Below are 14,221 nucleotides of genomic sequence, written 5' to 3' on the forward strand. Positions count from 1 at the left end.
CCTAATCAAGCCCCGGGACGGGGGCCCGGAAGACGGCTGCCTAGACTTACCGCCCATGAAGAGCGAGCCCGCCCCACCCCCGTCCGGCCCGGCTGTCCAGGTCCGTGGCCTGGTGAAGCGGTACGGCGACCGGACCGCGGTGGACGGCCTCGACCTGTGCGTGGGCGCCGGTGCGGTCACCGCGGTCCTCGGCCCCAACGGCGCCGGGAAAACCACCACGATCGAGACCTGCGAGGGGTACCGCCGTCCGGATGAGGGGACGGTCCGGGTCCTCGGTCTCGACCCCGTCGCCGACGCGGCGCGGCTGCGCCCCCGGATCGGCGTGATGCTCCAGTCCGGCGGCGTCTACTCCGGCGCACGCGCCGACGAGATGCTCCGGCACACGGCGAAGCTCCACGCCCACCCGCTGGACGTGGACGCCCTGATCGAGCGCCTGGGCCTGGGCGGCTGCGGCCGCACCACCTACCGGCGGCTCTCCGGCGGTCAGCAGCAGCGGCTCGCCCTCGCGATGGCCGTCGTCGGCCGCCCCGAGCTGGTCTTCCTCGACGAGCCGACCGCGGGCCTCGACCCGCAGGCCCGCCGCTCCACCTGGGACCTCGTACGGGAACTGCGCACCGACGGCGTGTCCGTCGTGCTCACCACCCACTTCATGGACGAGGCCGAGGAGCTCGCCGACGACGTCGCGATCATCGACGCCGGCCGGCTCATCGCCCAGGGCAGCCCGGAGACCCTCTGCCGCGGCGGCGCGGAGAACACCCTGCGCTTCACCGGCCGCCCCGGTCTCGATCTCGGCTCCCTGCTGAAGGCACTGCCCGACGGTTCGGAGGCGGTCGAGCTCAGCACCGGCGCGTACCGCATCACCGGCCAGGTCGACCCGCAGCTGCTGGCCACCGTCACCTCCTGGTGCGCGCAGAACGGCGTGATGCCCTCCGGCATCTCCGTCGAGCGCCACACCCTGGAGGACGTCTTCCTGGAACTGACCGGCAAGGAGCTGCGCGCATGAGCGCCGGTACGTACACCCCCCGGCCGGGCGCGGCCCCGCTGCCCCGCATGATCGCCGCGCAGACCGCGCTGGAGACGCGGATGCTGCTGCGCAACGGCGAGCAGCTGCTGCTGACGGTGGTCATCCCGACGCTGCTGCTGGTCCTGTTCAGCGCGGTCGACATCGTGGACACCGGCTCGGGCGCGTCGGTCGACTTCCTGACCCCCGGCATCCTGGCGCTCGCCGTGATGTCCACGGCCTTCACCGGCCAGGCCATCGCCACCGGCTTCGAGCGGCGCTACGGGGTGCTCAAGCGGCTCGGCGCGTCCCCGCTGCCCCGCTGGGCGCTGATGACCGCCAAGACGCTGGCCGTGCTGGTCACCGAGGTGCTCCAGGTGGTGCTGCTCACGGTGATCGCCTTCGCGCTGGGCTGGTCTCCGCACGGCAACCCGTTCGCCGTCCTGCTGCTGCTCGTCCTCGGGACCGCCGCGTTCTCCGGGCTCGGCCTGCTGATGGCCGGGACGCTGAAGGCGGAGGCGACCCTCGCCGCGGCCAACCTGGTCTTCCTGCTGCTGCTGGTCGGCGGCGGGGTCATCGTGCCGCTGGACAAGTTCCCCGACGCCGTCCAGTCGGTGCTGGGGCTGCTGCCGATCGCGGCCCTGTCCGACGGCCTGCGCGACGTCCTCCAGCACGGTGCGGCGATGCCGTGGGGCGACCTCGGCATCCTGGCCGTCTGGGCGGTGCTGGGCCTCGGCGCGGCGGCGCGCTTCTTCCGCTGGGAGTGACCCCGGACACGCGACAGGTCACGGTTCGTCCCCCTCGTGAAAGCTTGCACAAGCGGCCGCCTACGATGGTCCCCGTGCCCAAGCTGACCCGAGCCGAAGTCGCTCAAGCCGTACGGAACCCGCTTCAGTACATCGCCGAACGCTGGACGCCGTCCGCCCGGACAGTGCGCCGCGCGGCCATGTCCGCCGTCGTGATGGCCGTCGCCATCGTCGTCACCGGCGGCGCGGTGCGGCTGACCGGTTCCGGTCTCGGCTGCCCGACCTGGCCCAAGTGCACCGACGAGAGCCTCACCGCGACGAGCGCGATGGGCTTCCACGGCGTCATCGAGTTCGGCAACCGGATGCTGACGTACGTCCTGTGCGCGGCGGTCGGGTGGGCGATCATCGCCGCCCGGTCGGCGAAGCCGTGGCGGCGCGGTGTCACCCGGCTCGGCTGGGCGCAGTTCTGGGTGGTCATGGGCAACGCCGTCCTCGGCGGCGTCGTGGTCCTGGTCGGCCTCAACCCGTACACCGTCGCGGCGCACTTCCTGCTCTCCACCGCACTCCTCACGATCGCCCTGCTGACCTGGCACCGCATCGGGGAGGGCGACACCGCGCCCCGTCCGCTGGTCGGCAAGGCGGTCTCGCAGCTGACCTGGCTGCTGGTGGTGGCGGCCGGGCTGCTGATCGCGGTCGGCACCGTGGTCACGGGGGCCGGCCGGCACGCCGGGGACTCCAGCGACGTCCACCGCATCCCGATCGACTGGAAGATGATCGCGCAGCTGCACGCCGATCTCGCCTGGGTCGTGGTGGCGCTGACCGTCGCGCTCTGGTTCGTCCTGAAGGCCGTCGACGCGCCCGTCGGCCCGCTGCACCGCGTCCGGGACCTCTTCCTGATCCTGATGGCGCAGGGTGTGATCGGGTACGTCCAGTACTTCACGGACACGCCGGAGATCCTCGTCGGGCTGCACATGTTCGGCTCGTGCCTGGTGTGGATCGGGGTGCTGCGCGTCCTGCTGTCGCAGCGCGAGCGGCCGGTGGACATCGCCGGGGTGCCCGGCCCGGCGGCCGAGCAGCCGGAGCCCGCGACGGCCTGAACCCCGGCGTCGAGGCGTGAACGGCTCCCCCGCTGCCCCGTCGGCCCCGTCATGCCCCCGCGGCCCATTGCGCGTCCCCCACGTCCAGCAGCGCGGCCAGCCGGGCCGGGTCCGGCAGCGGTCCGTGGTCGCCGGTCACCCGCAGTGCGGCGCCGGCGGTGAGATGGCCGAGGCGCAGCGCCCGTACGGTGTCCTCTCCGTGCAGCAGTCCGGCGAGGAACCCGGCGGCGAACGCGTCGCCCGCGCCCACCGGTTCGACGACCGCGACCCGGGGCGCGGGCACGGTGTGCGTCCGGTCGCCGTCGAAGGCGGTGGCGGCCCGCCCGCCGTCCTTGACGACGAGGACGCGCGGCTGGGGCAGCAGCGCGCGCACGGCGGCCGCGTCGGTCAGCCCGGCACCCCACAGGGCCTGCGCCTCGTCGAGGCCGACGAAGGTGATGTCCGCCTGCCGGGCGAGGCCGAGCAGCACCTCGGGCGCCGTGCCGTCCGGCCAGAGGGCGGGCCGGTGGTTGACGTCGAAGCTGACCGGGCGGGGCCGTTCGGCGGCGGGGACCTCCAGCAGCGCGGCGACCAGGCCGTGACAGTGCGGGGAGAGCGCCGGGGTGATGCCGCTGAGGTGGACGAGCCCGGCGGTGCGTACCGCGTCGTCGTTCAGCACGTCCGCCGTCAGGGCGGAGGCCGCCGAGCCGCGGCGGTAGTAGTGGACCCGGGTGGAGTCGGTGCCGGGGTCCTTGACGAGGAGTCCGGTCGGGCGGTGCGGGTCGGTGCGCACCCCGCTGACGTCGACCCCGGCCGCGGCCACCTCGTGCAGGATCCGGCGGCCGAAGGGGTCGTCGCCGAGCGCCGAGACCCAGCGGGCGGGCACCCCGTGGTCGGCGAGGTAGACCGCCACGTTGGACTCGGCGCCCGCGATGCGTACGCCGAGCCGGGCGGCCTCCTCCAGGGGGGCGACCGGGTCCGGGACCAGCGCGGCCATCGTCTCCCCGACGCAGGCCACCGGGGGGCGGGCGGGCCGTCCGGCCCAGGCACGTATCGCGGCGGTCATACGGGACTCCCCTGCCGGTAGGCGGCGGTGGGCAGGCCCGGAACATCGACCCGTACGGAGAACACCGCGCCGTCCAGCGGACCGGGCGCGGTGAGTCCGTGCCGGGCGCTGGTCACGTACAGGGTGTCGCCGTCGAGGCAGAGCCCGGCGGGCTGTGCGGCGGGGAACCGGATCTGCCGGTCCGGGGTGCCGTCGGCGCGGAAGCGGTGGGCGGTTCCGGTGCCCCAGACGGCGGTCCACAGGCCGCCCTCGGCGTCGACCGCCATGCCGTCCGGGCTGCCCCGGTCGAACGCGGCGAAGGTGTCGGGCGCCCCCAGCGCCCCGCTGTCCGGGTCCACGGGGTAGCGGCGGATGACGCCCTTCGCGCTGTCCGCGAGGTACATCGCACCGCCGTCCGCCGTGAACACCGGGCCGTTGGGCACCGTGAGCCCGTCCAGCACCCGGTCCACCGCGCCGTCGTGGCCGACCCGGTAGAGGGAGCCGGCGCCCTCCACGGCGTCGCACGCCATGCTGCCCGCCCAGAACCGGCCCCGCGGATCGGCGGTGGCGTCGTTCATCCGCATCGCGGGGACCGCCCCTTCCTCGGGCCGGGCCAGCCACCGCGTGACGCCGTCCGGGGCGATCAGGCAGATGCCGGTTCCGGCGGCCGCGATCCAGTGTCCGGGGCGCCCGTGGACCGGGGCGACCGCGCCCAGCGGTTCGTCGAGCCGGACCAGCGGAACGAGCGGGGCGGTGCGGTCGGCGGGGCCGGACAGCAGCCGGCCGGTCAGGATGTCGACGAGGACGATGCGGCCGTCGACCGCCCGGATGCCCTCACCGAGCCCGAGGCGGTCCGGCCACAGCGCGGCCGGTGCGCCGGCGCTCATCGACCGCTGCCCGACGGGATGCGTACCGCGGCGAGGAAGGCGCGGGCGCGCTCGCGCAGCGCGTCGGTGCTGCCGCCGTCTGCGGCGTCGCCGATCAGCGGGGAGCCGACGCCCACCGCGGTGGCGCCCCGGGCGAGGTAGTCGCGGGCCGCTTCGGCGTCCACTCCCCCGACCGGGACGAACGGCGCGTGCGGGAACGGCCCGCGCAGCGCCGACAGATAGCCGGGGCCGCCGGCCTGTGCGGCGGGGAAGAGCTTGTACGCGTCGGCGCCGAGCCGTTGCGCGGCGACGATGTCGCTCGGGGTCATCACTCCGGCCAGTACGGGCAGTCCGATGCGCCTGGCCTCCGTGACGCCCTCGCAGACGGCCGGGGTGACGACGAAGTCGGCTCCCGCGTCGCGTACCGCCTGGGCGTCCTGGGCGGTCAGCACGGTGCCCGCGCCGAGCGGTGCGGCCGGGCCGAGGGCGGCGCGGGCCCGGCGGATGACGCCGAGTGCGTCCTGCCCGCTGAGGGAGACCTCGATGAGCGGGAGTCCCTCCTCGGCCAGGGTGAGTACGGTCCTGAGTGCGGCGTCCGCGTCGGCGCCGCGCACGATGGCGACGATCCGGTGGGTGCGCAGCGCGGTCAGCAGCTCCACGTGCGGGTTCCCTTCTGGTTGTTCGGTACGTCTGTCATGGTGTGCGCCGTCACGGTGAGGCGCCAGCGGACCTCGCCGCCGGCCGGGACGACGGCGGCGTCGCCCTCCCCGGCGGCCGCGAGGCCGAAGACCCGGCCGAGCATCGGTTCGACGCCGACCGAGCGGTACGGGTGGTGCTCGGGGAAGCCGCCGAGGTTGCGCCACAGCGCGACGGACACCGGCTGGTCCCCGGCCTCGACGGCCAGCCGCAGCACGGCCGTTCCGTCGTGGACGGACACCTGCCGGGTGCCGACGACCGCGCCGACGGCCGTACCGTCGTCCGGGCCGATTCGGTCGAGGCCCGAGGGCCAGGCACAGGGGATCCACCGGTCTCCGCCGTCCGGGTAACGGCGGACCGGGGCGCCGTCCGCGATCCCGATGCGGGCGCCCGGTGCGAGGTCGAGCAGGGCGTGGGCGGCCCACAGAAAGCGGTAACCGGGTTCCGCGGTGAGCCGGTAGTCGGCCACCGCGCGGTCCCCGTCGGTACGGATGCGCCGGCCGATCCGGAAGTCGGGGCAGTCGGCGGACTCGGTGCCGTCGGCCGCCCGTTGCCAGGGCCTGGACCAGGCGTCGCCGTGGTCGGGGGTGCCGCGTACCGTCGGCACGCACTCCTCCAGACCGCCGGCGTCGGCGAAGGCGTCGCCGGGACGGACGCCGGGGCGGCGCGGCTCCGGCCGGTGCCGGAGCCATTCGCGGCCGGCCGCCCGCAGCGAGGTCCACCGGCCGCCGTGCGCGGGGTCGGTCTCGATCCGCAGGAGGGCCGGGGCGCTCACCATTCGGCGAACGATCCGTCGTCGTGCCGCCACACCGGGTTGCGCCAGGCGTGTCCGGAGCGGCTCGCCGCGCGGACGGCGTTCTCGTCGACGGTGATGCCGAGCCCCGGCCGGTCGGTGCGCCGGGCGTGGCCGGCGTCGAAGCGGTACGGCTCGGTGTCCACGACGTAACTCAGCAGGTCGGCGTCCTTGTTGTAGTGGATGCCCCGGCTCTGCTCCTGGATGAGGAAGTTCGGGGTGGCGAACGCGATCTGGAGGCTGGCCGCGAGCGCGATGGGGCCCAGCGGGCAGTGCGGGGCGAGCTGCACCCCGAAGGTGTCGGCGAGCGAGCCGATGCGGTGGACCTCGGAGATGCCCCCGGCGTGCGAGAGGTCCGGCTGGGCGACCGCGATCCCGGCCGTCAGCGCGGGCAGGAAGTCGGCGCGCCCGTAGAGCCGTTCGCCGGTGGCGATGGGGACGCAGGTGGCGGCGGTGAGGGCGGGCAGCAGGTGTCCCTGCTCGGGCAGGAGGGGTTCCTCCACGAACAGCGGGTGCAGTGCCTCGATGGCGTGCAGTACCCGGCGGGCCCCGGCCGGTCCGAATCTGCCGTGCATGTCGATGGCGACGTCGCGGCCGGGGCCGAGCACGTCGCGGACGGCGGCGACCCGTTCGACGACGGCTGCGGTCTCGGCTGGGGTGGCCAGCGGCGAGGTGCGGCCGGCCGCGTTCATCTTGACGGCGGTGAAGCCGGCCTCGACCTGGGCGGTGACCTCCTCCGCGAGGCGGGCGGGTTCGTCGCCGCCGACCCAGGCGTAGACCCGGACCCGGTCGCGCACGGGGCCGCCGAGCAGGGCGTGGACGGGGGCGCCGTACGCCTTGCCCGCGATGTCCCACAGCGCCTGGTCGATTCCGGCGACGGCGCTGGAGAGCACCGGGCCGCCCCGGTAGAAGCCGCCCTTGCTGAGGACCTGCCAGTGGTCCTGGATACGCAGCGGATCCCGGCCGACGAGGTATTCGGCGAGGACGTCGACGGCGGTCCTGACCACTTCGGCGCGGCCCTCGACGACGGGTTCGCCCCAGCCGACGACGCCCTCGTCGGTCTCGATCCGGCAGAACAGCCAGCGCGGCGGCACGAGGAAGGTCTCGATACGGGTGATCTTCATCGGTTCACGGTCCCCTCTGCGGTGCCGTCGTCGGTGCCGTGCACCCGGTCGAGGTCGCGTACGGCCTGGTCGAGCAGGGCCCGCATGGCGTGCTCCGCGGCGGCCGGGTCCCGGTCGCGGACGGCGTCCAGGACGGCTCGGTGACTCGGGACCGGGTCCTCGCCGTGCTGGGAGCTGTGCACGATCTCGTCGCGGTGGGCGAGGCCGGACTCGATGACCATCTCCATGCGGTCCAGCAGTTCGTTGTGGGTGGCCGCGAGAAGGGCGCGGTGGAAGGCGAGGTCCGCCTCGACCGCGTGGGCGGGGCCGCCCTCCCGCTCGCCCATCGCGGTGATCGCGGCTTCGAGGACGGCCAGGTCGGCGTCGGTGCGGCGGTCGGCGGCCAGCCGGGCCGCGGCCGGTTCGATGATGCCGCGGACCTCGCCGAGGTCGCGCAGGAGTGCCAGGTCGGTGCCCGACTCGGTGCCGCCGGCGAACTGCCAGCGCAGTACGTCCGCGTCGAGCAGGTTCCAGTCCGCGCGGGCCCTGACGAAGGTGCCGCGCTTCTGGCGGGCGTCCACGATCCCCTTGGCCGCGAGGACCTTCAGGGACTCGCGCAGGGCGGTCAGGCTGACGTCGAGCTCGCCCTGGAGTGCCACGAGGTCGAGTGTCGCCCCTTCGGGGATCTCGCCGCTCAGGACCCGGCGCGCGAGAGTCTCCACGGTCTGGCCGTGCACTCCGCGGCGCGCGTATGGCGTCATGTCCGTGGTGCCTTTCTGTGCGATGGGGTACGGCGGCGGTCAGGCGGAGGCCTTGACAACGGACCAGCCGCCGTCCACGAGCAGGCTCGATCCGGTGATGTAGGACGCTTCGTCGGCGGCGAGGAAGGCGATGGCCGCGGCCGCCTCCTCGGGGGTGCCGAACCGGCCCGCGGCGGTCTCGGCGACGCTCTTGCGGCGGTCCTCCTCCCCCACCCGGTCCCAGGCCCCGGTCAGGATGGGCCCCGGCAGGACGGCGTTGACCCGCACCTCGGGCCCGTACTCCACCGCGAGCTGTCCGCACAGCGAGAGCAGCGCGCCCTTGGACGCGGCGTACGCGGGGTGCCCGGGGATGCCCTTGTGGGCGTGGACCGAGGAGGTCAGCACCGCGGCGCCGCGCTGTGCGCGCAGGTCGGGCAGGACCGCCCGGAAGCCGAGGAAGGTGCCGGTGAGGTTGACCGCGAGCTGCCGCTCCCAGGAGGCGAGGCTCATCTCGTGGGCGGGGGTGACGTCGACCGTGTAGGCGTTGCTCACCAGGACGCCGACGGGGCCGAAGGTGTGCGCGGCGGCCACGGCCCGCTGCCAGTCGCCCTCCTCGGAGACGTCCGTGCGGACGAAGCGGGCCCGGCCGCCCCGGGCGCGGATGCCTCTCGCGACGCTCTCGCCGGGGCCTTCCGCGATGTCCGCGAGGATCACCGCGGCGCCCTCCGACGCGAGCCGTTCGGCGGTGGCCGCGCCGATGCCCGAGGCGGCTCCGGTGACCACGGCCACCTTGTCGGCGAAGCGGGGGTTTCCGTTCATGGTGCGGGTCGACTCCTCGGGTTCAGCGGTGCTGTCGTGACTCCGGTGACGGTGTACCCGGCCCGGACGGAGATCACGGGGCGGCGCCTCGGACAGGACTGTGACGGCTCACCCGACCCCCCGTCAAGATTAATTACTAATTAAGTGAAACTTGAGTCCACCGGTGGGCGGAAACGGCGGAGGCCGGTCGGACTGGTGTCCGACCGGCCTCCGCGTGGTGTCTGTCCGGCCCGTGCGGCCCGCCCGCCCCTCAGCCCTTGTCGGCCGGGCCGCCGACCTGGATGCCAGCCATCCGCGTCCACTCGTACGGGCCCGTGCGCACCTTGGCGGCGAACTCGCCGTCGAAGGACTCGTGCATCGTGATCCCGGACTTCCGCGCGGCGCTCTCGGCGACCGCGTACGAGGGGGCGACCAGATCGCCCCAGCCGCCGTCCTCGCCGACGAGGACGATGCGGGTGCCCGACTCCCCGATGTAGGCGAGCTGCCCCTCGGCGCCGCCGTGCGCCTTCGCGAAGGCGCCGATCTGCTTGGCGAGCCGCGCCGCCCTGCGCTCCGCGCGCGCCGCCTGCTTGCCGTCCACCTGCTGGGTCTCAGCCGTCTCTGCCATGGACAGGATGCTACCGACGGGTAGCTGAACTGGCGACGGGCGGAGCGCGTGGCGTGGGCCACGCACCCCGCCCGTCGGCGGAGGCAGAGGGAGCGGACTACCGCAGGAAGGGGTCCACCGCGACGGCGACGAACAGCAGCGACACATAGGTGATCGACCAGTGGAACAGCCGCATCTCCTTGAGCTTGGCCCCGGCCGCGCCGGCCTTGGCGCGGCTCTGCAGGCCGTGCGCCTCCCAGAGCCAGAAGCCGCCGGTGAGCAGGGCCACCACCGTGTAGAACCAGCCGGTGTAGCCGAGCGGGGTCAGCAGCAGGGAGACGATGACCATGACCCAGCTGTAGAGCACGATCTGGCGGGCGACCACCCGGTTGGTGGCAACGACCGGAAGCATCGGGACACCGACCCGCGCGTAGTCGTCCTTCACCTTCATGGAGAGCGGCCAGTAGTGCGGCGGCGTCCAGAAGAAGATGACGGCGAAGAGGATCACCGCGGCCCAGGACACCGAGTTCGTCACGGCCGACCAGCCGATGAGGACCGGCATGCAGCCCGCGATACCGCCCCAGACGATGTTCTGCGAGGTGCGGCGCTTCAGCAGCATCGTGTACACGACGACGTAGAAGAGCAGGGCGCCGAGCGACAGTGCCGCCGACAGCCAGTTGACCAGCAGACCGAACCAGACCGTCGAGATCACCGCGAGGCCGATACCGAAGGCCAGGCACTCGCGCGGGCTCACCATGCCGGTGACCAGCGGTCGCTGCGACGTACGGTCCATCAACGCGTCGATGTCGCGGTCGATGTACATGTTCAATGCATTGGCACCGCCGGCGGACAGATAGCCGCCGATGGTGGTAGTGAGCACGAGCCACAGGTCGGGTACACCCTGAGCGGCCAGGAACATCACTGGAACAGTGGTGATCAGCAACAGCTCGATGATCCGAGGCTTGGTCAGTGCCACGAATGCCTTGACACGGGCCCCGAATGGGCGATGGCCCCCTGGGCTCGGAGTCAAGGCGACCCCTGCGGGTCGGGACTCGACGGCCGTCACGCACACCCCTGACAGAGAAATCCCAGCAAGCTCCGGGCGTGAAGGCCCAGTAAAGACTTGCGCGAACCAGTCCACTGTAGACGTTGGGGACATGCCGATCTTCGCGGGGGTGGGGTCGTGTTGATGTGGCGCGGGGAGCCGTTGCGGCACCTGCGCGGAGGGCTTGGCTCATCCGGGTGACACGCCGGAATTCCCGGGCCTGCGGACGACCCGCCCAAGGGTGCGTCGGCGCACCTCAGGAGTGGGTCCCCGCGCTCATCGGAGTGGCGCATCGGTGAGCCTCCGCGCTCATACGGGAGGCGAATCCGGCGGGCCGCCCGCACCCTGGGATTACCCGGAAAACGCGGGTTGCGACGGGGGTAGGCTCGACAATGTCCGGTGCGGTCACAGCCACCGGTTTACAACAGTGGAGAGGAGCCCTGACTCAGGGTGAGCACCAAGCCGACCACCACAGACCTCCAGTGGACCGAATTGGACCAGCGGGCCGTGGACACTGTCCGCGTTCTCGCCGCGGACGCCGTACAGAAGGTCGGAAACGGCCACCCGGGTACGGCCATGAGCCTGGCTCCCGCCGCGTACACGCTCTTCCAGAAGGTGATGCGGCACGACCCCGCCGACGCGGAGTGGACCGGCCGTGACCGGTTCGTGCTCTCGGTGGGCCACAGCAGCCTGACCCTCTACATCCAGCTCTACCTGGCCGGGTACGGCCTGGAGCTGGAGGACCTCGAAGCCTTCCGCACCTGGGGCTCGAAGACGCCGGGCCACCCGGAGTACGGCCACACCACGGGCGTGGAGACGACCACCGGTCCGCTGGGCCAGGGTGTCGCGAACGCCGTGGGCATGGCCATGGCCTCCCGCTACGAGCGCGGCCTGTTCGACCCAGAGGCGGCCCCCGGCACCTCCCCGTTCGACCACATGATCTGGGCCATCGCCGGTGACGGCTGCCTCCAGGAGGGCATCTCCGCGGAGGCGTCCTCGCTGGCCGGGCACCAGAAGCTGGGCAACCTGGTCCTCCTCTGGGACGACAACCACATCTCCATCGAGGGCGACACGGAGACCGCGGTCTCCGAGGACACCCTCAAGCGCTACGAGGCGTACGGCTGGCACGTCCAGCGTGTCGCGCAGCTGCCCAGCGGTGACCTGGACCCGGCGGGTCTGTACGAGGCGCTCCGGGCCGCGAAGGCCGAGACCACCCGCCCGTCGTTCATCGCGGCCCGCTCGATCATCGCGTGGCCCGCCCCGCACGCCCAGAACACCGAGGCCGCGCACGGCTCGGCCCTCGGCGCCGACGAGGTCGCCGCGACCAAGAAGGTCCTCGGCTTCGACCCGGAGAAGTCCTTCCAGGTCGCCGACGAGGTCATCGCGCACACCCGTGAGGCGCTGGACCGCGGCCGCGAGACGAAGGCCGCGTGGGAGAAGACCTTCGCCGCCTGGCGCACCGCGAACCCGGAGCGCGCCGCCGAGTTCGACCGCATCCGTGCGGGCGAGCTGCCCAAGGGCTGGGAGGACAGCCTTCCGGTCTTCGAGACCGGCAAGGGTGTCGCCACCCGCGCCGCCTCCGGCAAGGTGCTCCAGGCGCTCGGCGAGATCGTCCCCGAGCTGTGGGGCGGCTCCGCCGACCTCGCGGGCTCGAACAACACCACGATCGACAAGACGTCGTCGTTCCTCCCGGCGGGCAATCCGCTGCCGGGCGCCGACCCGTACGGGCGCACGATCCACTTCGGCATCCGCGAGCACGCCATGGCCGCCGCCATGAACGGCATCGCGCTGCACGGCAACACCCGCGTCTACGGCGGCACCTTCCTGGTGTTCTCCGACTACATGCGCAACGCCGTGCGCCTGTCCGCGCTGATGCACGCGCCGGTGACGTACGTGTGGACGCACGACTCCATCGGTCTCGGCGAGGACGGCCCGACCCACCAGCCGGTGGAGCACCTGGCCTCGCTGCGCGCGATCCCGGGCCTGAACGTCGTCCGCCCGGCCGACGCCAACGAGACCACGATCGCCTGGCGCGAGATCCTGCGCCGCTACACCAAGGTGTTCGGCAAGGGTGCCCCGCACGGCCTGGCGCTGACCCGCCAGGGCGTGCCGACGTACGAGGCGAACGAGAACGCGGCCAAGGGCGGCTACGTGCTCTTCGACGCGCAGACGCCCGACGGGCACGTCGCGACGCCCCAGCTCGTCCTCATCGGCACCGGTTCCGAGGTACAGCTCGCCGTCGGGGCGCGCGAGGAGCTGCAGGCGGCCGGTATCCCGACCCGGGTGGTCTCGATGCCGTGTGTCGAGTGGTTCGAGGAGCAGAGCCAGGCGTACAAGGACAGCGTCCTGCCGCCGTCCGTGAAGGCCCGCGTGGCCGTCGAGGCGGGCATCGCGCTGACCTGGTACCGGTACGTCGGGGACGCCGGCCGGATCGTCTCGCTGGAGCACTTCGGTGCCTCGGCCGACGCCAAGGTCCTCTTCCGCGAGTTCGGCTTCACCGCCGAGCACGTCGTCGCCGCCGCCCGGGAATCCCTCGCGGCCGCCGCGCGCTGACGCCGTTAACGACTAGTAGGAGATGCATTTCTCATGACAGACGCACTCAAGCGCCTCTCCGACGAGGGCGTGGCGATCTGGCTCGATGACCTGTCGCGCAAGCGGATCACCTCGGGCAACCTGGCCGAGCTGATCGACCAGAGCCACGTCGTGGGTGTCACCACCAACCCCTCGATCTTCCAGAAGGCGATCTCGCACGGCGACGGTTACGAGCAGCAGCTCACCGACCTCGCGACCCGCAAGGTCACGGTCGACGAGGCCATCCGCATGATCACCACGGCGGACGTCCGTGACGCCGCCGACATCCTGCGTCCGGTCTTCGACAGCACGGACGGCCAGGACGGCCGGGTCTCCATCGAGGTCGACCCGCGCCTGGCGCACCACACGGATGCCACCGTCGCCGAGGCCAAGCAGCTGGCCTGGCTGGTGGACCGGCCGAACACGCTCATCAAGATCCCGGCGACGAAGGCCGGTCTGCCGGCGATCACTGAGGTCATCGGCAAGGGCATCAGCGTCAACGTCACGCTGATCTTCTCGCTGGAGCGCTACCGCGAGGTCATGGATGCCTACCTGGCGGGCCTGGAGAAGGCGAAGGCCGCGGGCCTGGACCTCTCCAAGATCCACTCGGTGGCCTCGTTCTTCGTCTCCCGGGTCGACACCGAGATCGACAAGCGGCTCGACGCGGTCGGCACCGACGAAGCCAAGGCGCTGAAGGGCAAGGCCGCTCTGGCCAACGCCCGGCTCGCCTACCAGGCGTTCGAGGAGGTCTTCTCCTCGGACCGCTGGTCCGTGCTCGACAAGGCGCACGCCAACAAGCAGCGTCCGCTGTGGGCCTCCACCGGTGTGAAGGACCCCGCGTACAAGGACACCCTGTACGTGGACGACCTGGTCGCCCCCGGCACGGTGAACACCATGCCGGAGGCGACCCTGGACGCCACCGCGGACCACGGGCAGATCACCGGCAACACCATCGCCGGCACCTACGAGCAGGCCCGTGCCGAGCTCGACGCCATCGGCGGGCTCGGTGTCTCGTACGACGACGTCGTCCAGCTCCTCGAGGACGAGGGCGTCGAGAAGTTCGAGGCGGCCTGGATCGACCTGCTCAACTCGACAGAGGCGGAACTCAAGCGCCTCGCCCCTTCGGAGGGCTGAC

The 14,221-nt window shown here is 72.7% G+C and carries 14 protein-coding genes; 5 read left to right on the forward strand and 9 right to left on the reverse strand.

Annotated features, from left to right (window positions below):
• Positions 1–55 precede the first annotated feature (55 nt).
• From ACIO3R_RS04370 to ACIO3R_RS04380, 3 genes are all read left to right on the forward strand, one after another.
• Positions 56–1,003 carry an ABC transporter ATP-binding protein gene (locus ACIO3R_RS04370; RefSeq protein WP_402103198.1) on the forward strand — a complete coding sequence of 316 codons (948 nt, stop codon included), beginning with the start codon at positions 56–58 and terminating at the stop codon, positions 1,001–1,003.
• Positions 1,000–1,767, forward strand: coding sequence for an ABC transporter permease (locus ACIO3R_RS04375; protein WP_363021535.1), 768 nt, complete (start codon positions 1,000–1,002; stop codon positions 1,765–1,767). Before ACIO3R_RS04370 ends, ACIO3R_RS04375 begins: the two co-directional genes overlap by 4 nt.
• Before the next feature lie 65 nt (positions 1,768–1,832).
• The gene (locus ACIO3R_RS04380; RefSeq protein WP_402103201.1) at positions 1,833–2,843 is read left to right on the forward strand and encodes a heme A synthase; all 1,011 of its coding nucleotides are present in this window, start codon (positions 1,833–1,835) and stop codon (positions 2,841–2,843) included.
• Between the two features lie 49 nt (positions 2,844–2,892).
• On the opposite strand, the gene ACIO3R_RS04385 is transcribed toward ACIO3R_RS04380, so the two are convergent.
• The 9 genes from ACIO3R_RS04385 to ACIO3R_RS04425 all read right to left on the reverse strand — a co-directional run bounded on the left by ACIO3R_RS04385 (position 2,893) and on the right by ACIO3R_RS04425 (position 10,542).
• Positions 2,893–3,888, reverse strand: a complete 996-nt coding sequence (locus ACIO3R_RS04385) for a sugar kinase (protein WP_402103204.1) — start codon at positions 3,886–3,888, stop codon at positions 2,893–2,895.
• On the reverse strand, positions 3,885–4,754 hold the full coding sequence (locus tag ACIO3R_RS04390) for an SMP-30/gluconolactonase/LRE family protein (protein WP_385041500.1): 870 nt from the start codon (positions 4,752–4,754) through the stop codon (positions 3,885–3,887). Before ACIO3R_RS04390 ends, ACIO3R_RS04385 begins: the two co-directional genes overlap by 4 nt.
• On the reverse strand, positions 4,751–5,392 hold the full coding sequence (locus ACIO3R_RS04395) for a bifunctional 4-hydroxy-2-oxoglutarate aldolase/2-dehydro-3-deoxy-phosphogluconate aldolase (RefSeq protein WP_402103208.1): 642 nt from the start codon (positions 5,390–5,392) through the stop codon (positions 4,751–4,753). The genes ACIO3R_RS04390 and ACIO3R_RS04395 overlap by 4 nt, the downstream gene beginning before the upstream one ends.
• Positions 5,380–6,207: a hypothetical protein gene (locus ACIO3R_RS04400; RefSeq protein WP_402103210.1), complete on the reverse strand. Its 828-nt coding sequence runs from the start codon at positions 6,205–6,207 to the stop codon at positions 5,380–5,382. Before ACIO3R_RS04400 ends, ACIO3R_RS04395 begins: the two co-directional genes overlap by 13 nt.
• Positions 6,201–7,346, reverse strand: coding sequence for a galactonate dehydratase (gene dgoD / locus ACIO3R_RS04405; protein ID WP_402103212.1), 1,146 nt, complete (start codon positions 7,344–7,346; stop codon positions 6,201–6,203). The genes ACIO3R_RS04400 and dgoD overlap by 7 nt, the downstream gene beginning before the upstream one ends.
• The gene (locus tag ACIO3R_RS04410; protein ID WP_402103215.1) at positions 7,343–8,086 is read right to left on the reverse strand and encodes a FadR/GntR family transcriptional regulator; all 744 of its coding nucleotides are present in this window, start codon (positions 8,084–8,086) and stop codon (positions 7,343–7,345) included. The genes dgoD and ACIO3R_RS04410 overlap by 4 nt, the downstream gene beginning before the upstream one ends.
• 39 nt (positions 8,087–8,125) lie before the next feature.
• Positions 8,126–8,884, reverse strand: coding sequence for an SDR family NAD(P)-dependent oxidoreductase (locus ACIO3R_RS04415; protein WP_402103217.1), 759 nt, complete (start codon positions 8,882–8,884; stop codon positions 8,126–8,128).
• A 250-nt stretch (positions 8,885–9,134) separates the two neighbouring features.
• Positions 9,135–9,491, reverse strand: coding sequence for a hypothetical protein (locus tag ACIO3R_RS04420; protein ID WP_402103220.1), 357 nt, complete (start codon positions 9,489–9,491; stop codon positions 9,135–9,137).
• Positions 9,492–9,588: 97 nt separating this feature from the next.
• Entirely contained in the window at positions 9,589–10,542 is a 954-nt protein-coding gene (locus ACIO3R_RS04425; RefSeq protein WP_385036931.1) for a heme o synthase, read from the reverse strand.
• 423 nt (positions 10,543–10,965) lie between these two features.
• Between ACIO3R_RS04425 and tkt the strand changes: the two genes are divergently transcribed.
• Together tkt and tal are read left to right on the forward strand one after the other, a co-directional pair.
• Positions 10,966–13,068: a transketolase gene (gene tkt / locus ACIO3R_RS04430; protein ID WP_385036933.1), complete on the forward strand. Its 2,103-nt coding sequence runs from the start codon at positions 10,966–10,968 to the stop codon at positions 13,066–13,068.
• A 33-nt stretch (positions 13,069–13,101) separates the two neighbouring features.
• Positions 13,102–14,220 carry a transaldolase gene (gene tal, locus ACIO3R_RS04435; RefSeq protein ID WP_385036935.1) on the forward strand — a complete coding sequence of 373 codons (1,119 nt, stop codon included), beginning with the start codon at positions 13,102–13,104 and terminating at the stop codon, positions 14,218–14,220.
• The last annotated feature ends 1 nt before the right edge of the window (position 14,221 follow it).

Origin of the sequence: Streptomyces sp. NPDC087428, from assembly GCF_044744085.1 — a bacterium.
Classification (GTDB): domain Bacteria; phylum Actinomycetota; class Actinomycetes; order Streptomycetales; family Streptomycetaceae; genus Streptomyces.